Raw genomic sequence first — 22,707 nt, forward strand, 5'->3', positions numbered from 1 at the left:
GTGTTTGACGCTTTTGATCAAGAGCATATTTGGCATCCCTATACCTCAATGACTGCCCCCTTGCCATGTTATCCGGTCGCTAGCGCCAGCGGTGCCCAGATCTATCTGGAAGATGGCAGGGCGCTGATTGATGGTATGTCCTCCTGGTGGTGTACGATTCATGGCTACAGTCATCCTGAGCTGAATCAGGCCGCCATTGAGCAGCTGAATAAGATGTCACACGTGATGTTTGGCGGATTGACCCATCAGCCTGCCATTGAACTTGCGAAAATCCTGCTGGAGATTACGGCATCTGAGCTTGATAAAGTCTTTTTTGCTGATTCCGGTTCGGTTGCTGTAGAAGTTGCCTTGAAAATGGCGGTGCAATATTGGCATGCCCAAGGTCAACCGGAAAAAAGTAATTTTGTCACGACACGTTCGGGCTACCATGGTGATACATGGAACGCGATGTCAGTTTGCGATCCCGTCACGGGTATGCATCAAATCTTCGGTTCAAGCCTGCCTAATCGATATTTTGTTCCTGCACCTGAAAGTCGCTTCAATGGCGAATGGCAGGAGCAGGATATCCAGCCACTGAAACAGTTACTGGCAGAAAAGCATGAGCAGATTGCAGCCATGATTATTGAGCCGATTGTTCAGGGTGCGGGAGGGATGCGTTTTTATCATCCTGAATACTTACGCCAAGCCAAAGCTTTGTGTAAGCAATACGATATACTTCTGATTCTGGATGAGATTGCGACAGGTTTTGGACGCACTGGTAAGCTATTTGCCTATGAGCATGCCGATATCATCCCTGACATACTTTGTTTAGGTAAAGCCTTGACCGGTGGGTATATGACTTTGTCTGCTACGCTCACCACCAGGCAGGTTGCAGAGACCATTTCTCGGGGGGAAGCGGGCGTTTTTATGCACGGCCCGACCTTTATGGCCAATCCGTTGGCGTGTGCAGTTGCAGTAAAAAGTATCCAGCTTTTACTGGCACAGGACTGGCAAGCCAATATCCAGCGTATTGAACAGCAATTAAGTACTTTGTATGTTTTAGATGGGCATCCTGTAGTCAAAGATGTGCGGGTGCTTGGGGCAATTGGAGTGGTTGAGCTGCATCAGGCAGTGAATCTAGCTGAATTCCAGGCAGAATGTGTTCGTCGTGGTGTATGGATTCGTCCATTTGGCAGAATGGTGTATGTCATGCCACCTTTTATTATTTCTACAGCCGAATTGCAGACATTGCTGGAACATATGATCGCTATGATTCAGCACCTGGAGCTTGCAGCATGAATCACCTCGAACATTTTGCACAGCAACTTGATGTATTAAAGCAACAAGGGCAATACCGCGAGTTTAAATCCAACATTACCAGTGCTGCCCATTTTGAACTCAACGGCAAAACCATGTTGAATCTGGCATCGAATGATTATCTGGGTCTTGCCAGCCAAGTGGATTTACGGGAAGCATTTTTTGATATGACTCCTGTTTCTGAACGGCAGATGAGTGCCAGTTCCTCCCGATTGCTGACTGGAAATTTTCCCGCTTATGAACAGCTTGAACATAACATGTCGCAAGCCTTTGGCCGTGTGGTACTGCTGTTTAATAGCGGCTATCATATGAATATCGGGATTTTACCTGCGCTTGCAGACAGTAAAACCCAAATCATTGCTGATAAACTGGTTCATGCCAGTATGATTGATGGTATCCGTTTATCTAAAGCGAATTATGTGCGATATCGGCATAATGATTTAGATCACTTGGCACAACTTTTATTGAAATATCATTCAGATGAGACGATCGAACGTATCATTGTCGTCACAGAATCCATTTTTAGTATGGATGGGGATGAAACCGATTTAACTGCTTTGGTGGCGCTAAAAAAACAGCATCCTAAAGTCATGCTGTATGTTGATGAAGCGCATGCGGTAGGCGTACGCGGTTTACGTGGACTGGGCTGTGCCGAGCAATATAATGTGATAGGGGATATCGACTTCCTGGTAGGTACCTTTGGTAAAGCGCTTGCTTCGGTTGGTGGCTATTTGGTCTGCGAACCGATAATCCGGGAATATTTGATTAATTCAATGCGCCCGCTCATTTTCAGTACGGCCCAACCTCCCATCTGTATTGCTTGGACAAATTTTATCTTTCAGCATCAACAGGGCTTACAGGCAGAACGTCAATCATTAACTGCATTATCACAATACAGTCAGCAGGCAGTAAAAAATCTGGGTTATGACTGTCCGTCAAGTTCCCAGATTATTCCGGTCATTATTGGAGATACGCATCAGACCGTAGCTTCAGCAGCCTATTTGCAAGATTATGGTTTTTATGTATTACCTGTACGTCCACCCACTGTTCCCAAAAACTCGTCACGACTGCGGATATGTTTGCATCACGGAATAAAGAATCAGGAAATTCAGCACTGTTTTAGTGTACTGGAGCAGTATCAGCCATGAACAACACACTGATTGCACAACGATTTGCTCAGGCTCAGCACAGTTATGATCAGCATGCCGTAGCACAGCACCATGTCGCTCAACATTTACTTCATTTAATGCAACAGTATATTCCCCAACCACATATGCAACGTGCGCTAGAAATTGGTTGTGGTTCAGGTCTGTTTAGCCATGCTTTTTTACAGCATTATGGGGTTGATCAGTTGTTTTTAAATGATCTTTATCCTGAAGTGAAACAGCATTTTCCTGAAACTGAGCAATTCATCTGGGGTATAGGCGATATCGAACAGTTGCCATTACCGCAGTCTTTAGACTTGGTGGTGTCCTGTTCAGCCTTGCAGTGGATTCAGGAGCTACCAGCCTTAATCCGAAAAGTGGCCAATGCCTTGAACCCATCAGGATACTTCTGTTTTGCCAGTTATGCAGAAGACAATTTAAAAGAAATTAAAGCATTAACAGGACAGGGTCTGGATTATTTACCACTGGAAACTGTAGCAAATATCTTGCAGGCACAGGGCTTTGAACTGCTGATGGCAAATGAAGAACGGATCCAACTCAACTTTGCCCAGCCTAGAGATGTGTTAAAACACATGAAATCTACCGGTGTGCAGGCAACGGCTCAGGGTTTTCGTTGGAGCAAAAGCTCACTTGCGCAGTTCGAGCACCATTATGCTCAATTCCAGATCCCGGAAACAGAGGGTTATCCTTTGACTTACCATCCCATTTACCTGATTGCACGGAAGGCTCTATGAGTTTGAAAATCTATTTTGTCAGCGGCATTGATACCGCTATTGGTAAGACCTATGCCACCGGTTTTTTAGCCAGAAGCTGGAATGAACAGGGGATTCGAACCATTACCCAAAAGCTGATTCAAACTGGCAATGTGGATGTTTCAGAAGATATTGAGCAGCACAGGATGATCATGGGGTGTGGACTGCTGCCTGAAGATCATGACAAGCTGACCATGCCAGAAATTTTTAGCTATCCAGCCTCACCGCATCTGGCATCTGAACTAGATCGGCGTTCAATCGATTTCGAAAAAATTCAGCAGGCAGCCACTATACTGGCCGAGCGTTATGACCGGGTTTTGCTTGAAGGGGCAGGCGGATTAATGGTGCCGCTGACCCGGGACATGCTGACAATCGATTATATTGCAGCGCACGATTATCCTGTCATTCTGGTAACTTCAGGCCGTCTGGGCAGTATTAATCATACTTTACTGAGCCTGGAGCTACTCAAACAGCGTAAAGTCACACTTCATGCTGTGGCATTTAACCATACTGATGACCATCAGGACCAGACGATTGCGATGGATACTATTCAATATTTAAAGGAGTATCTGCCCCAGTATTTTCCAACAGCCGTATGGCTGGATATTCCTAAGCTTGCAGGTCACGCTTAGACACGCCGCACTTGATTTCAATGCGAAGCCCATAGGGCCGTCGGGCATTAAAAGAGAGCAGATAACCATATTGTTTTAACAGGTTAGCGGTTAATGTCAGTCCCAGACCATGGCCGTGCTGCTGAGCAGATTTGCGCCAGAAGCGTTGTCCTAAATGTTGGATATCCTCGGCTGTAAGTTGTTGTTCATTATCTTTAATCACTAGGCAACCAGGATGCAGGGATGGAGCTAAAGACTTCCGGTTGCGCCTTGTTTTCAACCACATATGCGCCAGCAGCCGCGAAAATGATCATGATCAGCAGGATAAAAATAACCGCCTGAAATGAGCCATTTTGCGCTATCTACCAAAAGGCAGACTGATCCTAATCATGATTTCGAACAGGCTAATTCAAAAAAGACAAGATTATTTAGCGGCTGTCGTCAGAAAAATATAGATTATCCTATGATTTTAAAGAATTATTTCTTGTGTAAAAGAAATAATTTATAACAAGAAAAATCTTTAAAAGGTTTTTTTAGCTATAAAAAAATTGAATAATGAATAAAACATAAACCACCAATAGGGCAGAGATGACCAAGAATTATTATGAAATATTAGGTGTACCTCGAGATGCAACTGTTGAGCAAATTAAAAAAGCTTATCGTAAACTTGCCAGAAAATATCATCCCGATGTCAGTAAAGAAGCTGATGCAGAAGAGCATATGCAACAGTTAAACATTGCTTACGATGTGTTAAGTAATGATGAAAAAAAAGCAGAATATGATTTTGAATTAGACCATCCACAGAATAGCCAGGGTAGGGATGCTCATCAATATTATTCAAATATGGGCGGACAGGATTTTACAGGGTTTGAAGACTTGTTTGGTCGCTTTGGTGGCGGTTTTGGTGGTTTCAATGAACAGCGTTATCAGGGTCGAGCATCCTATAGAGGTGATGATCAACACGCGACTCTAGAAGTAGATTTGGATGTTGCATTCCATGGTGCAACTCAAAATGTCACTTTACAGATTCCAACTATCAATGCGTACGGGCAAGCAGAAGTACAGCGTAAAGTCTTAAAAATTAAAATTCCAAAAGGCATGAAAGCAGGGCAAAAAATTCGTTTAACCGGACAGGGGCAACCGGGTATTCATGGGGGTGAAAATGGTGATCTGTATATTGAAATCCAATATAAAGCTACAGATTCAACTTATGCTGAAAACGCGGATGTCTATCATCATCTGAAGATTAGTCCATGGGAAGCAGCACTTGGACAATCGATTACGGCAAGTTTACCCAATGGTAAACAACTCAATATTCAAATTCCAAAAAATGCCAAAACAGGTCAACAATTACGTTTAAAAAATCAGGGGATTCCTGCTAAAGATGCAGGGCATTTATTCCTCATCCTCGATATTGTGCAACCACCTGCACAAACCGAACAAGAACAACAGGCTTATGAAGCATTTGCAGCAGCATTCTCCAAATTTAAGCCGAGATCATCATAAGGAGTAAAATTATGACGACAGTTAAATATTATGAGGTGGTCTTAGAAGATATCCAACAGGCAGAAGTTGTAGATGAGCAACAACGTTATGATTTAAATAGTTTTGCTCAAGTTTGTGGTCAAAGTCCTGAATGGATTCTGCAACTGATTGAATACGATATTTTGCCGAATCGCGTAAATGCATCAGATTTATATTTTTTAGTGGATGATGTGGCACGTGCACAAAAAGCGTATCGTTTACAGCGTGATTTTGATGCAAGTTTTACTGCTGTAGCCATGATGTTGGATTTAATCGAAGAATTAGAGAAACTTCGACGTTTATAGACACAGAACAAGGTAATACGCTGGTCAATTTAGCTTATGTCCTTAGGATGGGCAGAAACGTTGTTGATGCCAGATTTGAACTGTCGGCAACTCTCTGGAAAATGCCCTGGCAGCCTTGCATTTAACTGGCTAGCGCAATCCGATAATAAATAATAACAAACCCACCGCTCAGTTAGCATACAGTAAGTAAAGAAGTGGTTGACTGTGATCATAAAAATAACAGCTCAAGCAGGAGGGAAGCTAGATGGCCAAGTATACTGATATCAATAGTTTTAATACCTTAGAAACATTAACCGTCGGTTCAGAACACTATCAGATTTTCAACCTATCCAAATTGCAAGTGCAGTTGGGCGACCTGTCCCGGCTGCCCAAATCTTTAAAGGTCTTGCTGGAAAATTTATTACGTTTTGAAGATCAGCTCACGGTGAAGACCGAGCATATTCATGCCTTGGCAGGATGGCTTAACGACCGAACTTCAGAACAGGAAATCCAGTATCGTCCGGCACGGGTGCTGATGCAGGATTTTACCGGTGTTCCTGCAGTGGTTGATCTTGCTGCAATGCGTGCAGCAGTGGCCAAAGCCGGCGGTGATCCGGAAAAAATTAATCCGTTGTCACCGGTGGATTTAGTCATCGATCACTCGGTGATGGTCGATTACTTTGCCAGCCCGCAAGCTTTTGAGCAGAATGTTACCATTGAGATGCAACGCAACGGCGAACGCTACCAGTTTCTGCGCTGGGGGCAGGCGGCACTCAATCAGTTTCGCGTGGTGCCGCCAGGAACCGGGATTTGCCACCAAGTCAATCTGGAATATCTGGCACAAGTGGTCTGGAGCAATGAGGTCGATGGGCAGCGCTTTGCCTTTCCTGATACCTTGGTCGGTACCGATTCACATACCACCATGATCAATGGCTTAGGTGTGTTAGGCTGGGGGGTAGGTGGTATTGAGGCGGAAGCGGCCATGCTAGGCCAACCGATCTCCATGCTGATTCCGGAAGTGATCGGCTTTAAGCTTACCGGTAAACTCAAAGAAGGGATTACAGCAACTGATCTGGTGCTGACCATTACCCAGATGCTGCGCCAAAAAGGCGTAGTTGGAAAATTTGTCGAATTTTATGGTGATGGCCTGGCCGATTTACCCTTGGCGGACCGTGCCACGATTGCCAATATGGCACCGGAGTATGGCGCTACCTGTGGCTTTTTCCCGGTTGATGAGGTGACGCTTTCCTATTTACGTTTAACAGGACGTCAGCCGGAAAGAATTGCCTTGGTAGAGGCTTATAGCAAGTTGCAAGGATTATGGCGCAATCCGGGGGATGAACCCGTCTTTACAGATACGCTGGCTTTAGATATGTCGACGGTAGAAGCCAGTCTAGCGGGTCCGAAACGCCCACAGGATCGTGTACTATTGTCACAAGTGCCGAGAACCTTTGATGCCTTCATGGATCTGACCTTGAAACCGGTCAAAGAAGAAAAAGAGCGTCTGGAAAATGAAGGAGGGGGAGGTACGGCTGTTGAAGCGAGACAGGCCAACCTGCCCCATGAAAATGTTTTTTGTATGATTGAGGGTAAAAAATATCCGTTGCAGCATGGTGACGTGGTGATTTCAGCGATTACCTCCTGTACTAACACTTCGAATCCCAGTGTCATGTTGGCAGCAGGGCTATTGGCCAAAAAGGCAATCGAAAAAGGTTTGCAGCGGAAACCCTGGGTGAAAAGTTCACTGGCTCCAGGTTCCAAAGTGGTTACCGATTATCTCAATGCAGCAGGGTTGACGCCTTATTTGAATCAACTGGGTTATAACCTGGTAGGTTATGGTTGTACCACCTGTATTGGTAATTCGGGACCTTTACCTGAAGCGATTGAAGAAGCTGTGCAATGTTTCGATTTGAATGTAGCCTCAGTGCTTTCCGGAAACCGTAACTTTGAAGGACGAGTGCATCCTTTGGTGAAAACCAATTGGTTAGCATCTCCCCCCTTGGTTGTTGCCTATGGTTTGGTGGGGAATATTCGAACTGATCTCACTGCTGAGCCGATAGGTGAAGGCTTTGATGGGCAAGCAGTTTATTTAAAAGATATTTGGCCGACACAGATGGAAATTGATGCCGCACTGCAGAACTTGAATACTGAGATGTTCCATAAAGAATATGCGGAAGTGTTTGAAGGTGATGCCAAGTGGAAAGCGATCCAGATTCCTCAAAGTCAAACCTATACTTGGGATGAACAATCGACCTATATCCGACATCCACCCTTTTTTGCAGAAATTGATCAGCCGGTGCGACCAATTCAGCAGATCAAACAGGCACGGATTTTGGCTGTATTGGGAGATTCAGTCACGACGGACCATATTTCCCGTGCAGGCAACATCAAAAAAGATAGTCCTGCCGGACGATATTTGCAGCAACAGGGGGTTGATGCAAAAGACTTTAACTCTTATGGATCCCGCCGTGGCAACCATGAGGTGATGATGCGAGGCACCTTTGCCAATATCCGCATCAAAAACGAAATGCTGGGTGGGGAGGAAGGTGGCAATACTCTGCATATTCCAAGTGCAGAAAAACTCTCGATTTATGATGCGGCAATGCGCTATCAGGCAGAACAAACCCCACTCGTGATTATTGCCGGGAAAGAATATGGCACTGGTTCTTCACGTGACTGGGCGGCCAAAGGCACCAACCTATTGGGGGTGAAAGCAGTGATTGCTGAAAGTTTTGAGCGGATTCACCGTTCTAATCTGGTCGGCATGGAGGTGTTACCTTTACAGTTTATGGAGGGTCAGAACCGGCAGATCTTGAACCTGACCGGGCATGAAACCCTATCAATTCTAGGATTGTCGGATGATATTCATCCGCATCAAATGCTGGATGTAGAAGTGCAACATACCGATGGTACATATAGCCATTTTCAGGTGTTGTGTCGTATTGATACCTTGAATGAGGTGGAATACTTTAAGGCAGGTGGGATCTTGCACTATGTTTTACGCAATTTGCTCGCTTCCTAAATTGGATGATGAAAACCCGACACCGGCCACAATGCCGGCCAGTTAAGTAGTTTTACTGACTTATTTATGCGAAATGATTTTAATGACATTGCAAATTATGACCAAATTGAAAGAACTCTGCGAAACTTAGTTCAAGAAGGTGAGCTAATTAAAGTGGGTTATGGTATTTATACCAAAGTAAGAAAAAACCAAATGACCGGAAAAATAATACCAGCCTGTCTAGAAGGCGCTGATGCAGTGATCTTCGAGGCATTAAAAAGATTGGATGTACAGATTACGTTGGGTAAGGCTACGGAAAATATTTATCTGGTCAACCCACCCAGATTCCAGTCTTTACTCAAATTAAAACCCTACATCGTTTTATACGCCAATTGTCTGTAGGTTGTAGCCAATTAATGCCTGATATAAAAACAGTTTGCAGATGTCGCTGATGGACTTGGTATTGGTGCAATTTCTATGTGTAGACAGGTAAGTGTCCGCCGAACCTGATATGATCCTCGAAAGTTAGACGGTTGATTAAGCAGCTTTAAGGACTGATTTCTATATACAAAGGGAGAGCCTTTTAATATCACCTTGATTCATCATATTGAAATACTGGTACTACAAAATAGCACTATTCATGTGATTGAACCGTACCGGGTTTGTCGGAGACTTTTTATTTAAGTTAGGCCACAAACTCAAAAGGTGACACATAATCTAACGCACTATGTAAACGTTCCTTATTGAACCAATCTACCCAGTTTAGTGTCGCAAGTTGTACATCTGCTAAACCTCGCCAATCTGCTTTTAAATATTCAATCACCTCTGTTTTGTATAAGTCATTCACAGTCTCAGCCAAAGCAATATCATATGAATCACCAGTCGTACCGACTGATGCTCGTAAATTTGCTGCCTCTAAACGATGACATTGTTGTCAAAATGTAGGGTATGGGGGGGCTCCCCTTAGGGGCATAATTTGTTGAATCCTAGGTTACTACTAAAAAATAAGAAAAAATAGGAGCTTATAGCTCCCATTTTTTGTTAGCTTTCTAAGTCTCTATGTTAATTTGAAGAATACTTCATCATAACGTCCGAATACAGCTATATTTTTTTGATTTCTACAATATCACTTGATTCAATGAGCGATTGGATATTACCAAATAAACTTTGAATATAATCAGAGGCTAGATGGATATTTAAATCCTCTCTGCTACGCCATTCTTCTAAGAAGAAATATCTACTCGAGTCATTTTCGCTAATATAAAGCTCATATTTCAAGCATCCTTCTTCTTGAAGCGTAGGCTCTATTACACTTTTTAAAAGCGCTTCTAACGTTTCTTTTTGATCTGATTTTGCCTTAATGTTCGCAATTACTGAAATAGTCATTATTTCACCTTGAGTTTGTTTTAGAAGTTTTCTAGTACAATTTTGCCTTTTGACTTACCTGATTCAAGCAACTTATGCGCCTTCTCCAAGTTTGCAGCGTTAATATTGCCTAGATTTTGGTTGAGGGTACTTCTAATTTTTTGCTGGTCAACTAATTGGGCAACCTGTTGCAATAGATCACCTTGCTTTTCAATATCATCGGTTTCATACATTGAACGGGTGAACATCAACTCCCAATGGATAGAAATAGATTTAGTCTTAAACGGCATAATATCAAATATTTGTGGATCATCGATCAATCCAAGCTTGCCTTGTGGTGCAATCACAGAAACTATTTGCTTGGTATATGTTTCTGTATGATTTGTAGAGAATACGTATTTTGGTTTTTCAATGCCTAGTGTCTCGATCTGTGCATTTAAATCTTTGCTATGATCAATGACATGGTCGGCACCCAGTGATTCCACCCAAGATTTCGTTTCTTCACGTGAAGCTGTTGCTATAACGGTCAGATTTGTTTTTGCTTTTAGGAGTTGGATAGCGATAGATCCTACACCGCCTGCACCACCAATAATTAGAATACTGCCAACTTCTGTTTCTGAAATTTGAAACCGATCAAACAGCATTTCCCATGCCGTTATTGCAGTTAATGGCAATGCTGCTGCTTCTGCATTAGATACTGTAATGGGTTTAAGACTGATTATTCGTTCATCGACTGCTTGAAATTCAGCATTACTACCATCTCGGGTTAAATCGCCAGCATACCAAACAGAATCTCCTACTTTAAACGAGGTAACTTTTGAGCCAACTTCAATAATTTCCCCAACGGCATCCCAACCTAAAATACGATTATTTGCTTCAGACGAATTTTTTCTCACTTTGGTATCAACTGGATTCACAGAGATTGCCTGAACTTTTACCAGTACATCACGCTCCTTAAGCGTAGGCTTAGCTTTTTCAATATCTACCAATGAATTTTTAAAATCATCATGGTTATTTATAACATACGATACGGCTTTCATAGATTTGTCCACAACTTTAAAAAAATATAGTAAAAATGGAAGCGAAGTGCTCCCATTTTTTGTTATTCAATAATTAAAACTCTTGGCTCGTTGGGCGCAAAACAATTTCATTAATATCTACATCCGCAGGCTGTTCAATTGCATAAGCAATTGCTCGAGCGACTGAGTCAGCTGGTATGGCTTGTTTGTAGAAATCAGTGACAAACTCTGAACTTTCTTTATGAGAAGAACCAAATTTTAGTTCTGACTCAACTGCACCAGGCTCAATAGTAGTCGTTCTAATTGTTCCCCCAACTTCATGACGAAGTCCTTCTGAGATGGCTCTTACAGCAAACTTAGTACCGCTATAAACAGTACCTCCTGGACTAAATACTTTTAACCCTGCAACAGATGCGAGATTAATAAAGTGTCCAAAGTTTTGTTTTTGGAAAACAGGTAGGGTAGCTGCTATACCATAAAGAACACCTTTAATATTAATGTCGATCATACGATCCCATTCATCAACTTTTAGCTCGCTTAATGGTGCAATAGACATTAATCCAGCATTGTTTACCAATACATCGATTTGACCAAATGCGCTTAATGCCTTTTCAATAAGTGCTTGTACTTCCTGTGGTTTGGTTATATCCATACCAATAAATTCAGCTTGACCACCTTCAGTACGAATGTCGTGAACAATAGCCTCTAATTTTTCAGTACGTCTAGCACCAAGTACAACCTTTGCACCTTTTTTAGCAAGTAAGCGAGCAGTAGCTTCACCTAAACCACTACTTGCACCAGTGATAACAATAACTTTATTTTCTATATTATTCATACAAGTAACCTTCAACCTATCTGTCAATCATATTTGATGGGTTAAGTATTACAGCCTTGTTATATATAATAAATGAATAATATTATCTTTCAGAATTCCTATTTACGGAATAATTGCCATAACACAGGATTGGACATGCAGAACAAATTGGAAATGATGCGTATCTTTTGTGTCGCAGCAGAGTCTCGCAATTTTAAAGAGGCAGCAACTCAGCTGGGGATTTCCCCGCAGCTAGTGACACGGGCAATAAAAGAGCTAGAAGAGCAGCGCGGAGAGATTCTGTTTTACAGGAGTACTCGACAAATTAAAATTACCGCTGATGGTGAGCGTCTGGCGAAGCAAGCACGTTTTGCGGTGGGATCGATCGATGCTTTGTTTGTAAAAGACACCAAGGAAAAACGAGATGAAATGCGTGGGACTGTGCGTCTTACTGTGTCGTCTGTGTTAGGGCGCAAATTGGTAGTACCTGCACTAGCAGAATTTGCCACACGTTATCCAGATATTGTCGTGGATTGTGTGCTAACAGATTCACACTCGGATGTGATCGATGAGCGGATAGATATCGGGATCAGATTTGGATTTTTGCCGGACAATCGATATGTGGCAAGGGAATTGGCAAAAGTGAACTTTTATTCCGTGGGTACGCCAGAGTTAATTGATAAGGTTGGAATGCCCAAAAAAATTATTGACCTAGATAAATACCCTCTAACAGCATTAGTCGATCATAAAACAGGACGTTACTGGCCATGGACATTCACCGAAAGTCGAAGCTTTACGCCATCAAAGCCCCGTTTTATTACAGATGATCTAGAAGCTGAATTTCAAGCTATTCTCGCTGGAGTTGGATTCGGACACATGCCTGGATTTCTAGTTTTGCCGTGGCTTAGGAGTGGTAAGCTCATTCAGATACTTCATGAGGAAACCTCTCCTGTTTGGCGCCTGTATTTATATCGTCCACAGCGGGGCCCGACACCTTTGCGAATCCGAGCATTGTTTGATTACTTGGTGGAAGTGCTGGGCCATATAGAAACCTGAATCAGATAAGACCATCATGTATCTAGAGTAACTACAATTTTTCCTATTTGCTGATTTGATTCAAGATAGCGCTGAGCGTCATGCATGTCCTCAAAGTTAAAGCAACGGTCGATCACTGGACGAAGATATCCTGCACCTATACTGCTAAGAATAAATCGTCTGGCTTGCTCCCTTAGAACAGGGTCATGCAGAACCTCAAGGAACAAAAAACCTCGCATGGTTAAGCTCTTGCGTAATGCAACTTTAAGGGGAAATGGTGTGATCTCTGGGCTAAGTGCACCATGCATAACCATAGTTCCTCCCACAGACATCGCTTTTGCAATCTGTTCAATATGTGGCCCTCCTACAGCATCAAAGGCGACATCAAGATATTCTCCACCCAAACGTGAAACAAGCGCCTCATACAAATCGGGTTCATCTTCACTGGCTATAACATTTTTAACACCGAGATCCAGTAAACGTTGCTTTTTCTCTATCGTTTGTGTACTTGCAATGACCTTAGCACCCGCTGCTTCAGCGATCTGTATCGCAGCTAGTCCTACACTACTTGAAGCTGCTGTGATCAAGATCGTTTTTCCTTTCGAAACTCCACCAGCATGGATTACACCACCCCAAGCCGTCAAATACTGCATCCAGATTGAAGAAGCTTCTTCCCAGCTTAAACTATCAGGTTTGTGAACTAAAAAAGTTTCTGGAATCAGAAGCTTGTCCGTATATGTCCCATATTTGGCTAGATTGTCAGTCGGAAGAATCGATACTGCATCTCCTGGAGAAAATTGGCGTACATCTTCACCTATCGCAAGAACTATGCCTGCTCCCTCATATCCCAGACGAGAAGGGAATACTGCCTTTTGAATATAAGTACCACGCCGAAACATTACATCAGCCCGGTTGAGTCCGATCGTTTTCATCTGGATTAGAACTTCTCCTGCTGCTGGTAAAGCAACAGGAAGTGTTTCTAATGTCAGAACATCTGTATCTCCAATACTATTGAAGCGCCAAGTCTTGGCCTGAAGTGCGTTAAATGACATCAATCACTACCTTAATATTGGCAGAGCGATCTTGAACAGCATCATGAGCCTCAATCGCTTGGTCTAGAGTAAAATGACGAGGATCAACAATAGGACGCAGTTTACCTTCCTCAACGAGACGAGTCGCGATCTTAAGGATATCACAATGATGAGCACGGCGATTGCCTGTTAACATCGGCATTAGGACGAATACGCCAGACATTGTGGCACACCGTAGAGATGAACTCGCTAAATTATGATTACCAAATGCAGCACAGCTGGTAATGTGGCCATAGTGAGTTGTCATGGAAAGTGAAGCTTCGAGTACTGGACCACCCACAGTGTCGTAAACAATGTTAAAACCTTGACCCTCAGGGCTTGCAGCAATAATGTCATCGGAAGATGCTGTTGTGTAATCGAGAGGTGTTGCACCGAGTTCTGAAATCAGTGATTGATCAGCTGTACGACCAGTCGCCCAAACATTTGCATCAAGTGCTTTTGCAAGCTGAACCACCATATAACCAACGCCACCAGCACCACCTTGAACCAGTACAGTTTGCCCTGGTTGGACCTTCGCATTATCCACTAAACCTTCCCAAGCGGTGAGGAACGTCAATGGTAGTACTGCTGCCTCGCGCATAGAGATATTCCGTGGCTTTAATGCGATCAGATCAGCATCTGCTACAACATATTCTGCTAAAGATCCTTGAAGATTACGAACGCCACCAATCAGACCGTAAACTTCATCTCCGACGTTGAAGTGAGTGACACCTTCACCAATAGCAGTTACAACCCCAGCCATATCTGTTCCCAACACGGCAGGAAGCTCTGGCATAGCATATGGTGCTTCACCAAGACGAATTTTATAATCAATAGGGTTTACACCACTGGCATGAATACGTATTAGAACTTGCCCAGCCTCTGGTTGAGGTATAGGGAGTTCTACACGTGTAAATTCATGATCACCAAAATTTTCTAGGATAAGAGCATTCATCATCTTATTCATAGTTGTTCCTTATTCTTAACTGGGGGATGATATGCACAGTACCAAAGTAAATTAATCCAATAAATGATATTTATAGGATTTAATAATTCCTAAATAATGAATAATAAATATCATCCGCTCACTAAAAATATTCTAGTACAGTCTGTAAAGGCAGTTTAATCTAAACTGTCGGTAGTATTTTCAAGGCTTGAAACGTTCAAAATATCTACAAAGTGGCTAAAATTTGAAACATAATTCTAAAAGGTCACAGCATTACAAAGAACATGAGCCAAAATAAAAAATGGCAGCTAAAAGTCCCATTTTTTTGTGACCTTCGCATAAGCTCTACGATGTTAATTTAAAAAAACTAAAAACAGGGATAGAAAATTTTCGCTAAAGACCTTTTTGATTTTTCGATTTATAAAAATTATTGCTTTTTTTATACTATGGGGTACTATAGTATTAATGCTAGCAAATAAGGAGGTCTGATGCCTAATCAGGTTGAAGATAAAAAAAAGATTCTTCTACGCGTCAGAAAGATCAAAGGTCAGACGCAAGCGATTGAAAAAGCGTTAGAAGACAATGTGGAATGTGGTGCAATTCTGCAACAAATATGCTCTGTGCGTGGTGCTATTAATGGTTTAATGAATGAGATGTTAGAGGTTCATTTAAAAGACACTTTAGTATCAGGTGAAACCACAGAACAACAACGAAAAGAAGAATTGGCTGAAATCGCCAAGATTCTAAAATCATATTTAAAATAGATTTGTATAAGGAATTATTCCATGAAGTCACGTGCTGCCGTTGCGTTTGGTCCTGGTCAACCTCTTCAAATTGTTGAGGTTGATGTTGCACCACCGAAGAAAGGTGAAGTATTAATCAAGATCTCCCATACCGGTGTGTGTCATACAGACGCATTTACTTTATCTGGCGATGATCCTGAAGGTGTTTTTCCGGCTATTCTCGGGCATGAAGGTGCTGGTGTCGTAGTTGAGGTTGGTGAAGGCGTGACTAGCGTCAAACCAGGTGATCATGTAATTCCACTTTACACCGCTGAATGTGGCGAGTGCGTATTCTGTAAATCTGGAAAATCGAACTTGTGTATTTCCGTTCGCGAAACTCAAGGTAGAGGCGTAATGCCAGATGGCACAACTCGTTTTTCCTATAATGGTCAACCGATTTACCACTATATGGGCTGCTCAACGTTCAGTGAATACACAGTAGTGGCAGAAGTATCATTGGCTAAAATCAATCCTGAAGCCAATCACGAACATGTCTGCTTACTAGGTTGTGGTGTCACAACGGGTATCGGTGCAGTACACAACACCGCTAAAGTACAAGAAGGTGATAGTGTTGCGGTCTTTGGTTTAGGTGGTATCGGTCTAGCAGTCGTACAAGCCGCACGTCAAGCTAAAGCAGGACGTATTATTGTGGTTGACATGAATCCAGATAAATTTGCGCTGGCAAAAGAGTTTGGTGCAACGGACTTCTTGAACCCTAAAGACTACGATAAACCGATCCAGCAAGTAATTGTCGAAATGACTGGCTGGGGTGTAGATCATTCATTTGAATGTATTGGTAACGTGAATGTAATGCGTGCAGCCCTTGAAAGTGCACACCGTGGCTGGGGACAATCCGTAATTATTGGTGTAGCTGGCGCAGGTCAAGAAATCTCTACCCGTCCATTCCAACTAGTTACTGGTCGTAAATGGTTAGGTTCTGCTTTTGGTGGCGTAAAAGGTCGCACGCAACTTCCAGGAATGGTTGAAGATGCCATGAAAGGTAAAATTCAATTAGAACCATTTGTGACACATACGATGGGCTTGGATCAGATCAATGAAGCCTTTGATCTAATGCATGAAGGTAAGTCAATTCGTACTGTAATTCATTACGAATAATTCCGTCAGACCTTATACGATTCCATGCATGTGCATCATGAATGACATGCATGGAATCCTCTAAAACGGCACATTATCTGTAAAACAGATCTAACTGTGCAGGCATCGTGTATAGGTTCAATAAACCTGCCTACATTTTAAATCTTTATCACTATTCTCTGTGGAGAATGTCAGACTCTTTGTTTACTCGATTTCTCATGAAGTCTTGCTCAACATAGGTAATTGATTATGGAAATAATTGAGAAACATGCTTCTTTTGGTGGATCGCAAGAAGTGTATCGCCATCAGTCAATAGCATTAAACTGTTCAATGAAATTCTCAATATATCTGCCACCTCATGATAAAGATGAGCGGTTGCCAGTTTTATATTGGTTATCAGGACTGACTTGCAACGAACAGAACTTTATTACTAAAGCCGGAGCACAAAAGTATGCGGCTGAACATAAAGTCATTATTGTTGCACCAGATACCAGCCCACGTGGAGAGGATGTACCAGATCATGCAGATTATGATTTAGGCCAAGGCGCAGGATTCTATGTGAATGCAACACAAGCACCCTGGTCACAGCATTTCAAAATGTATGATTATATTGTGGAAGAGCTCAGAAATCTGATTGACCTGAATTTTCCGACCAATCAAGTCCAAAGCATTATGGGGCATAGCATGGGTGGTCATGGTGCATTAGTAATTGGGTTAAAAAATCCTGAGCTGTATAAAAGTATTTCTGCTTTTGCACCAATTGTTGCACCTAGCCAAGTACCTTGGGGGAAAAAGGCTTTCACACACTACCTAGGTGAAACCGAAACTTTATGGAAAAGCTATGATGCGATTGAATTAATCAAAAACGCTGAAGTTCATTTACCTATTTTAGTGGATCAGGGAACAGCTGATGATTTTCTTGAAGAACAGTTAAGGCCTAAGCTTCTTAGTGATATTTGTTTGGAACAAGAATATCCTCTTACACTTAACCTAAGAGAAGGGTATGACCATAGCTATTACTTCATTGCGAGCTTTATAGAGAAACATCTAGAGTTTCACAGCAAATTCCTAGCTAAATAACTTTCATAGATATGAGGATGTACATGTTGTTCTTGAATGTCTCTTGAGCAATATAATTTCCAGATGAAGAGGTCAGCTTATAAAGCTAAGGACGAATCAATTGATCCTTATATAACTAAGATTGAATTTAATCATCTCATATCTTAATTTTTTGATTCAAATGTTAATGATATTAACTTGAATAAATTCATAGCATTATGCCGAAATAAAAAAATCAGATTTTGGCTCAGCTATGGGATTTTTTTTTAACTTTTATACAACAAAACTTTCTGACATGCATCCATTAGCAATGTCAGAATCGTTTTAATTCTAATCAATTGTGGAGTTTTAGTCATGCTTAAAACAGCTTTATATGTCCGCCTTGAAGCTAAACCGGGTAAAGAAGACGAAGTGGAAGCTTTCCTTAAAGCCGGTTTACCTATTGTAATGGAAGAACCTGCGACAGTTGCGTGGTTTGGCCTACGTCTTGGACCTACAACATTTGGTATTTTTGATGCATTTCCTGATGAGGCGGGTCGCGAAGCACATTTATCTGGCAAGGTTGCAGCTGCTTTGATGGCTCAGGCCGATGAGCTATTTTCAGAGCCACCGTCTATTGAAAAAGTAGATGTTTTGGCGAGTAAACTACCAGCTTAAACCGACGCTTAAATGTATGAGTGTGCTGCCTGAAATTTTGAATGAAAGGCAGCACTTTAACCCTGTGAGGTTTGTCGGAGGCTTTTTATTCAAGTTGGGCTACTTTATTTGATGGCTTAATTTCATCATTTACATGGGTCAATATCAAAACAGGGTAAATAAACGAATGCACCCATGTACATGCTTTATATTGAACCAATATATCTAATTTACTGTCGCATTTGTACATCTGTTAAACCGTGCCAATCTGCTTTTAAATATTCAATCACCTCTGTTTTAGCCAATGCGTTCATGACCATGTCAGTAGTCATACGTGTTGATACCTTTCATCCAACAATCGCTCGTGAAAATACATCAATAATAAAAGCGGTATAGAACAAGCTTGGATTTTTTAACCATCACTAAAGTTGCAAGCTGAAATAATTTTTATAAAAATAGACGACTGGTCTATTTTTATGTATAGTCACCACATGGTGTAGGCAAAAGCCGCAGTGTTGTCCAATTTTTTAAAGTTTATTTGATGAATAACGGTGGTTTTTCAAATCAATTAACTGATCATCCTAGGATAAAAATATGCTGAATTTTAACTTTTATAATCCGACCCGTATTATTTTTGGTGTCGATACAATAGCTAAAATCAATGACTATGTGCCTACAGAAGCAAAAGTATTAATGTTGTTTGGTGGTGAAAGTGCACGTAAGAATGGTACTTTAGCTGAGGTACGTGAAGCATTAGGTGCAAGAGAAATTCATGAATTTGGCGGAATTGAGCCGAATCCGAGTTATGAAACCCTCATGAAAGCTGTAGAGCTGATTCGAGAACAAAAGATAGATTTCTTGATGGCTGTCGGTGGTGGATCGGTAATTGATGGTACTAAATTTATTGCAGCAGCAGTCAATTATACAGGGGATACATGGGAGATTTTAGAAACCCATGGTACTAAAATTACTCAAGCTTTGCCTTTTGCGAGTGTACTCACCCTTCCGGCAACTGGTTCAGAAATGAATAGCGGTGGGGTAGTCACCAGAAAATCGACCCAAGCCAAATTGTCATTTAGCAGTCCCTATGTTTTTCCACAATTTTCCGTACTCGATCCGAATAAAACTTTTAGCTTGCCGACGCGCCAGTTGGCTAATGGCGTGGTCGATGCATTTATTCATGTCATGGAACAGTACTTAACTTACCCTGTGAATGCACAAGTACAAGATCGTTTTGCCGAAGGTCTATTGCAAACTCTGATTGAGATTGGACCGAAAATCTTGGAAGATTCAGCAGATTATGACACGCGTGCGAATTTGATGTGGGCTGCTAGCATGGCACTGAATGGGCTAATTGGAGCTGGGGTACCACAAGATTGGTCAACCCATTTGATTGGACATGAGCTCACGGCTTTATATGGTATTGATCATGCTCGTACCTTGGCCATTGTGTTGCCGGCCAATCTACATGTACGTCGTCAAGAGAAGCGAGAAAAATTACTACAGTATGCAGCTCGTGTCTGGCAGATTGTCGAAGGTGATGAAGAACAACGTATGCATACTGCTATTGCTCGTACTCGAGCCTTCTTTGAGCAACTTGGATTGCCGACTCGTCTTAGCGATTATGGACTGGGGGAGACAGATATTGAGATCATCATTACGCAACTTAAATCACATAATCTTACACAGCTAGGCGAACATAAAAATGTTTCATTAGAGATCAGTCGCCAAATTCTCGAGATGAGTATCTAAGCTAAATGCGCGTATCTGGCATGCTCTGACCCTGTAACAATGCTCCTCAATCATGAAAATTATTGGAGAAATAACATGAAAATTTTAATCGTTTTAACCTCACATGATCAACTTGGCAATACTGGTAAGAAAACAGGTTTCTGGCTAGAGGAACTTGCTGCACCGTATTACACCTTTATTGACTCTGGTGCTGAAGTTACGCTGGCGTCGCCTCAAGGTGGGCAGCCACCACTAGATCCGAAAAGTAATTTAGCCGATGCTCAAACTGAAACCACTCATCGTTTTGAAGCAGATCCAACTGCAATGCAAGCATTGGCACAGACGCATAAACTTAGCGAAATTTCTGTAGCTGATTATGATGCAGTGTTTTATCCAGGCGGGCATGGCCCATTGTGGGATTTAGCAGAAGATCCGATTTCAATTTCTCTGATTGAACAGGCGATTCAGTCTGGCAAACCTGTTGCAGCAGTGTGTCATGCCCCGGGTGTTCTTCGTCATGTGAAAGCGAGTAATGGAGCGCCTTTAGTTAGCGGTAAATTAGTGACTGGTTTCACCAATACTGAGGAGGCCGCTGTAGGTTTGACTGAAATTGTACCATTTTTAGTCGAAGACATGCTTAAACAAAACGGTGGTCATTATTCTAAAGTGGATGATTGGCAAGTATATGTTCAAGTAGATGGCTTGCTGGTTACTGGACAAAATCCAGCCTCTTCTGCTGCAACCGCTACAGCATTACTTCAATTGTTGAAATAAAGAGTAGCTAGTGTGTGTTGTGGTGCTTAGCAGTGAATAAAACTTCTGATTCTGAGCAACTGGCGCAATAAGCAAAATAACCCTCATTTAATGGTGAAGGGCCTGAGTGAATAGCTTTTCTTCCTTTATTTTTCTATATACAGGAAGGAAGGGTATTTTTTTAGTTTAGATCAATTTAGTCATGATTACTTGGATACAATGAAATGAAGACCAGCAAACTTTTTCAAAATTTAAGCTTAGGCCCTTATGTTTTGCAAAACCGTATTGTATTGCCACCATTAACGCGGTCGCGCAGTACTCAGCCAGGTAATATTCCAAATGAATTAATGGCAACCTATTATCAACAGCGTGCCGGGGCAGGATTTATGGTCATCGAAGGTACGCAAATCGAGCCACGTGGTCAAGGCTATGCTTGGACTCCCGGTATTTACAGCCCTGAACAGATTGCTGGATGGCGTAAAGTGACGGAAGCAGTGCATGCTAAAGGAGGCATTATTTTTGCACAGCTTTGGCATGTTGGGCGTGTTTCACATACATCTTTGCAACCCGATCATGCATCACCGGTCGCACCCTCTGCTATCAGGGCTGATAGTAATGTTAAAGTCTTTATTGAGACCGGGCCTAATGCTGGGACCTTGGCTGATCCTTCAATGCCACGTGCTTTAAGCAATGCAGAAGTTAAAGAATTAGTGCAACTCTATGCTCAAGCAGCACGCAATGCCTTGCTGCTGGTTTTGATGGGGTTGAAATTCATTGTGCAAATGGTTATTTGGTGAATCAATTTATCTCTGCACATAGTAACCACCGTGAAGATGAATATGGTGGATCACTAAACAATCGTTTGCGTTTTTTACGTGAAGTAGTAGAGGCAGTTGCTGAGGTGGTTGGTGCAGATCGTTTAGGAGTGCGTTTTGCCCCGCTATTTGAAAGTACAGAGGAAGATCGTGTTTACATAGGGTTGGTTGAAGATGATCCACATGTGACTTATATTGAAGCCATAAAAATACTTGAAGAAGTTGGGATTGCCTATTTATCGATTGCAGAAGCTGATTGGGATAATGCACCAGAACTTCCTCATGATTTTCGTAGAGATGTCAGAGACACTTTTAGTGGTCGGATTATTTATGCAGGTCGATATACGGCAGAAAGAGGGACTCGAATTTTAGAGGTAGGTCTGGCCGATTTAATTGCATTTGGACGTCCATTTATTGCGAATCCAGATTTACCCGATCGCATCGCTAATGGCTGGCCATTGAATGCAGTAGATGCAAGCACTATGTATGGTGGGACGGAAAAAGGCTATATTGATTATCCAGCTTACGCAGATTAATCTCGACTAAGTGAGTTATTTTGCCAACCTTTGTGGTTGGCAAAATAAGAGCTTAGGATTGCTGTTGCCAGCACAATTTTTTGTTAAAACAAATTCTTAAAATTTTTTAGCTGTGTAATGAGCCAACCTGCCAGTGGGAAAGAAATCAGTTGCGTTACTGGCACTAATACTATGACTTCAATCAACACCATCATCGGGAAACTTTGATGCTGAGTAATTGGCTTTAATAAAGTGAGTACTAGTAATAGTGTGAGATATAAGCCTAAATATCCGACTAAAATACGAGTCATGAGGGCTTTAGAAGGAGAATTCATTGCGCGCTATACTCATTGACTGTAAATCGATCTAATAGCAATACATGAATAAGTAATCATTGGGTTGCTATCATAAATCATTAATTATGTTGTTGATATTTAA

At 42.0% G+C, this 22,707-nt stretch carries 21 protein-coding genes and 5 pseudogenes; 16 read left to right on the forward strand and 10 right to left on the reverse strand.

Annotated elements, in window-relative coordinates; genetic code table 11:
- Genes bioA through bioD form a run of 4 tightly spaced genes read left to right on the forward strand, consistent with a single transcriptional unit; the run spans position 1 to position 3,846 of the window.
- Positions 1 to 1,278 carry an adenosylmethionine--8-amino-7-oxononanoate transaminase gene (gene bioA, locus F897_RS16135; RefSeq protein ID WP_005237570.1) on the forward strand — a complete coding sequence of 426 codons (1,278 nt, stop codon included), beginning with the start codon at positions 1 to 3 and terminating at the stop codon, positions 1,276 to 1,278.
- Positions 1,275 to 2,444 (forward strand): 8-amino-7-oxononanoate synthase, encoded by a 1,170-nt coding sequence (locus tag F897_RS16140; RefSeq protein ID WP_004780110.1) that lies wholly within the window; start codon positions 1,275 to 1,277, stop codon positions 2,442 to 2,444. Before bioA ends, F897_RS16140 begins: the two co-directional genes overlap by 4 nt.
- A complete protein-coding gene (bioC, locus tag F897_RS16145; protein ID WP_004780108.1) occupies positions 2,441 to 3,196 on the forward strand; it encodes a malonyl-ACP O-methyltransferase BioC in 756 nt (251 codons plus the stop codon). Before F897_RS16140 ends, bioC begins: the two co-directional genes overlap by 4 nt.
- Entirely contained in the window at positions 3,193 to 3,846 is a 654-nt protein-coding gene (gene bioD / locus F897_RS16150; protein WP_004780106.1) for a dethiobiotin synthase, read from the forward strand. The genes bioC and bioD overlap by 4 nt, the downstream gene beginning before the upstream one ends.
- Here bioD and F897_RS16155 read toward each other — a convergent pair.
- A pseudogene (locus F897_RS16155) lies at positions 3,824 to 4,063 on the reverse strand (ATP-binding protein); the annotation flags it as partial. The gene bioD and the pseudogene F897_RS16155 overlap by 23 nt on opposite strands.
- Positions 4,059 to 4,181 (reverse strand): annotated as a pseudogene (locus tag F897_RS17585) (ion transporter); the annotation flags it as partial. The pseudogenes F897_RS17585 and F897_RS16155, both read right to left, overlap by 5 nt.
- 232 nt (positions 4,182 to 4,413) lie before the next feature.
- Here F897_RS17585 and F897_RS16160 point away from each other — a divergent pair.
- The 4 genes from F897_RS16160 to F897_RS17860 all read left to right on the forward strand — a co-directional run bounded on the left by F897_RS16160 (position 4,414) and on the right by F897_RS17860 (position 9,036).
- Entirely contained in the window at positions 4,414 to 5,331 is a 918-nt protein-coding gene (locus F897_RS16160) for a DnaJ C-terminal domain-containing protein (protein ID WP_005237571.1), read from the forward strand.
- An 11-nt stretch (positions 5,332 to 5,342) separates the two neighbouring features.
- Positions 5,343 to 5,654, forward strand: a complete 312-nt coding sequence (locus F897_RS16165) for a chaperone modulator CbpM (RefSeq protein ID WP_004780103.1) — start codon at positions 5,343 to 5,345, stop codon at positions 5,652 to 5,654.
- Positions 5,655 to 5,898: 244 nt separating this feature from the next.
- Complete coding sequence (gene acnA / locus F897_RS16170) at positions 5,899 to 8,655, forward strand: aconitate hydratase AcnA (protein ID WP_005237572.1); 2,757 nt, start codon at positions 5,899 to 5,901, stop codon at positions 8,653 to 8,655.
- Positions 8,656 to 8,721: 66 nt separating this feature from the next.
- Complete coding sequence (locus F897_RS17860; RefSeq protein ID WP_005237573.1) at positions 8,722 to 9,036, forward strand: DUF6088 family protein; 315 nt, start codon at positions 8,722 to 8,724, stop codon at positions 9,034 to 9,036.
- Positions 9,037 to 9,319: 283 nt separating this feature from the next.
- On the opposite strand, the pseudogene F897_RS16180 reads toward F897_RS17860, so the two are convergent.
- The 4 genes and pseudogenes from F897_RS16180 to F897_RS16195 form a co-directional block, all read right to left on the reverse strand.
- Positions 9,320 to 9,559 (reverse strand): annotated as a pseudogene (locus F897_RS16180) (integrase core domain-containing protein); the annotation flags it as partial.
- A 176-nt stretch (positions 9,560 to 9,735) separates the two neighbouring features.
- Positions 9,736 to 10,020, reverse strand: coding sequence for a putative quinol monooxygenase (locus F897_RS16185; protein WP_005237574.1), 285 nt, complete (start codon positions 10,018 to 10,020; stop codon positions 9,736 to 9,738).
- Between the two features lie 20 nt (positions 10,021 to 10,040).
- Positions 10,041 to 11,039 carry a zinc-binding alcohol dehydrogenase family protein gene (locus F897_RS16190; protein ID WP_005237575.1) on the reverse strand — a complete coding sequence of 333 codons (999 nt, stop codon included), beginning with the start codon at positions 11,037 to 11,039 and terminating at the stop codon, positions 10,041 to 10,043.
- A gap of 73 nt (positions 11,040 to 11,112) precedes the next feature.
- A complete protein-coding gene (locus F897_RS16195) occupies positions 11,113 to 11,853 on the reverse strand; it encodes an SDR family oxidoreductase (RefSeq protein WP_004780096.1) in 741 nt (246 codons plus the stop codon).
- Between the two features lie 135 nt (positions 11,854 to 11,988).
- On the opposite strand from F897_RS16195, the gene F897_RS16200 reads away from it, so the two are divergent.
- A complete protein-coding gene (locus tag F897_RS16200; RefSeq protein WP_005237576.1) occupies positions 11,989 to 12,888 on the forward strand; it encodes a LysR family transcriptional regulator in 900 nt (299 codons plus the stop codon).
- Positions 12,889 to 12,902: 14 nt separating this feature from the next.
- Here F897_RS16200 and F897_RS16205 read toward each other — a convergent pair whose 3' ends face one another.
- Positions 12,903 to 13,919, reverse strand: coding sequence for a zinc-dependent alcohol dehydrogenase family protein (locus tag F897_RS16205; RefSeq protein ID WP_005237577.1), 1,017 nt, complete (start codon positions 13,917 to 13,919; stop codon positions 12,903 to 12,905).
- On the reverse strand, positions 13,909 to 14,904 hold the full coding sequence (locus tag F897_RS16210; protein ID WP_005237578.1) for a zinc-dependent alcohol dehydrogenase family protein: 996 nt from the start codon (positions 14,902 to 14,904) through the stop codon (positions 13,909 to 13,911). Before F897_RS16210 ends, F897_RS16205 begins: the two co-directional genes overlap by 11 nt.
- Before the next feature lie 467 nt (positions 14,905 to 15,371).
- Between F897_RS16210 and F897_RS16215 the strand changes: the two genes are divergently transcribed.
- From F897_RS16215 to F897_RS16230, 4 genes are all read left to right on the forward strand, one after another.
- Entirely contained in the window at positions 15,372 to 15,647 is a 276-nt protein-coding gene (locus F897_RS16215) for a metal/formaldehyde-sensitive transcriptional repressor (protein ID WP_001133624.1), read from the forward strand.
- Between the two features lie 21 nt (positions 15,648 to 15,668).
- A complete protein-coding gene (locus F897_RS16220) occupies positions 15,669 to 16,781 on the forward strand; it encodes an S-(hydroxymethyl)glutathione dehydrogenase/class III alcohol dehydrogenase (protein WP_000842149.1) in 1,113 nt (370 codons plus the stop codon).
- A 228-nt stretch (positions 16,782 to 17,009) separates the two neighbouring features.
- Positions 17,010 to 17,840, forward strand: a complete 831-nt coding sequence (gene fghA / locus F897_RS16225) for an S-formylglutathione hydrolase (protein ID WP_005093660.1) — start codon at positions 17,010 to 17,012, stop codon at positions 17,838 to 17,840.
- 333 nt (positions 17,841 to 18,173) lie between these two features.
- On the forward strand, positions 18,174 to 18,476 hold the full coding sequence (locus F897_RS16230; protein WP_004780089.1) for a putative quinol monooxygenase: 303 nt from the start codon (positions 18,174 to 18,176) through the stop codon (positions 18,474 to 18,476).
- A gap of 85 nt (positions 18,477 to 18,561) precedes the next feature.
- On the opposite strand, the pseudogene F897_RS18235 reads toward F897_RS16230, so the two are convergent.
- Positions 18,562 to 18,865 (reverse strand): annotated as a pseudogene (locus F897_RS18235) (hypothetical protein); the annotation flags it as partial.
- A gap of 184 nt (positions 18,866 to 19,049) precedes the next feature.
- Between F897_RS18235 and F897_RS16235 the strand changes: the two are divergent.
- From F897_RS16235 to F897_RS16245, 3 genes and pseudogenes are all read left to right on the forward strand, one after another.
- Complete coding sequence (locus tag F897_RS16235) at positions 19,050 to 20,207, forward strand: iron-containing alcohol dehydrogenase (RefSeq protein WP_005237579.1); 1,158 nt, start codon at positions 19,050 to 19,052, stop codon at positions 20,205 to 20,207.
- Between the two features lie 75 nt (positions 20,208 to 20,282).
- Positions 20,283 to 20,960 carry a type 1 glutamine amidotransferase domain-containing protein gene (locus tag F897_RS16240; protein ID WP_004780085.1) on the forward strand — a complete coding sequence of 226 codons (678 nt, stop codon included), beginning with the start codon at positions 20,283 to 20,285 and terminating at the stop codon, positions 20,958 to 20,960.
- Between the two features lie 203 nt (positions 20,961 to 21,163).
- Positions 21,164 to 22,290 (forward strand): annotated as a pseudogene (locus F897_RS16245) (alkene reductase).
- Between the two features lie 83 nt (positions 22,291 to 22,373).
- Here the strand turns inward: F897_RS16245 and F897_RS16250 are convergent.
- Complete coding sequence (locus tag F897_RS16250) at positions 22,374 to 22,604, reverse strand: hypothetical protein (protein ID WP_005237582.1); 231 nt, start codon at positions 22,602 to 22,604, stop codon at positions 22,374 to 22,376.
- Between the last annotated feature and the right edge of the window lie 103 nt (positions 22,605 to 22,707).

Source organism: Acinetobacter variabilis, assembly GCF_000369625.1.
In the GTDB taxonomy this organism is placed as follows: Bacteria; Pseudomonadota; Gammaproteobacteria; order Pseudomonadales; family Moraxellaceae; genus Acinetobacter; species Acinetobacter variabilis.

Excerpts from the sequence above, each read along its gene's own strand:
- F897_RS16140 (WP_004780110.1), top strand. The coding sequence starts at position 1,275 with ATGAATCACCTCGAACATTTTGCACAGCAACTTGATGTATTAAAGCAA.
- bioC (WP_004780108.1), top strand. The coding sequence starts at position 2,441 with ATGAACAACACACTGATTGCACAACGATTTGCTCAGGCTCAGCACAGT.
- bioD (WP_004780106.1), top strand. The coding sequence starts at position 3,193 with ATGAGTTTGAAAATCTATTTTGTCAGCGGCATTGATACCGCTATTGGT.
- F897_RS16160 (WP_005237571.1), top strand. The coding sequence starts at position 4,414 with ATGACCAAGAATTATTATGAAATATTAGGTGTACCTCGAGATGCAACT.
- F897_RS16165 (WP_004780103.1), top strand. The coding sequence starts at position 5,343 with ATGACGACAGTTAAATATTATGAGGTGGTCTTAGAAGATATCCAACAG.
- acnA (WP_005237572.1), top strand. The coding sequence starts at position 5,899 with ATGGCCAAGTATACTGATATCAATAGTTTTAATACCTTAGAAACATTA.
- F897_RS17860 (WP_005237573.1), top strand. The coding sequence starts at position 8,722 with ATGCGAAATGATTTTAATGACATTGCAAATTATGACCAAATTGAAAGA.
- F897_RS16185 (WP_005237574.1), bottom strand. The coding sequence starts at position 10,020 with ATGACTATTTCAGTAATTGCGAACATTAAGGCAAAATCAGATCAAAAA.
- F897_RS16190 (WP_005237575.1), bottom strand. The coding sequence starts at position 11,039 with ATGAAAGCCGTATCGTATGTTATAAATAACCATGATGATTTTAAAAAT.
- F897_RS16195 (WP_004780096.1), bottom strand. The coding sequence starts at position 11,853 with ATGAATAATATAGAAAATAAAGTTATTGTTATCACTGGTGCAAGTAGT.
- F897_RS16200 (WP_005237576.1), top strand. The coding sequence starts at position 11,989 with ATGCAGAACAAATTGGAAATGATGCGTATCTTTTGTGTCGCAGCAGAG.
- F897_RS16205 (WP_005237577.1), bottom strand. The coding sequence starts at position 13,919 with ATGTCATTTAACGCACTTCAGGCCAAGACTTGGCGCTTCAATAGTATT.
- F897_RS16210 (WP_005237578.1), bottom strand. The coding sequence starts at position 14,904 with ATGAATAAGATGATGAATGCTCTTATCCTAGAAAATTTTGGTGATCAT.
- F897_RS16215 (WP_001133624.1), top strand. The coding sequence starts at position 15,372 with ATGCCTAATCAGGTTGAAGATAAAAAAAAGATTCTTCTACGCGTCAGA.
- F897_RS16220 (WP_000842149.1), top strand. The coding sequence starts at position 15,669 with ATGAAGTCACGTGCTGCCGTTGCGTTTGGTCCTGGTCAACCTCTTCAA.
- fghA (WP_005093660.1), top strand. The coding sequence starts at position 17,010 with ATGGAAATAATTGAGAAACATGCTTCTTTTGGTGGATCGCAAGAAGTG.
- F897_RS16230 (WP_004780089.1), top strand. The coding sequence starts at position 18,174 with ATGCTTAAAACAGCTTTATATGTCCGCCTTGAAGCTAAACCGGGTAAA.
- F897_RS16235 (WP_005237579.1), top strand. The coding sequence starts at position 19,050 with ATGCTGAATTTTAACTTTTATAATCCGACCCGTATTATTTTTGGTGTC.
- F897_RS16240 (WP_004780085.1), top strand. The coding sequence starts at position 20,283 with ATGAAAATTTTAATCGTTTTAACCTCACATGATCAACTTGGCAATACT.
- F897_RS16250 (WP_005237582.1), bottom strand. The coding sequence starts at position 22,604 with ATGAATTCTCCTTCTAAAGCCCTCATGACTCGTATTTTAGTCGGATAT.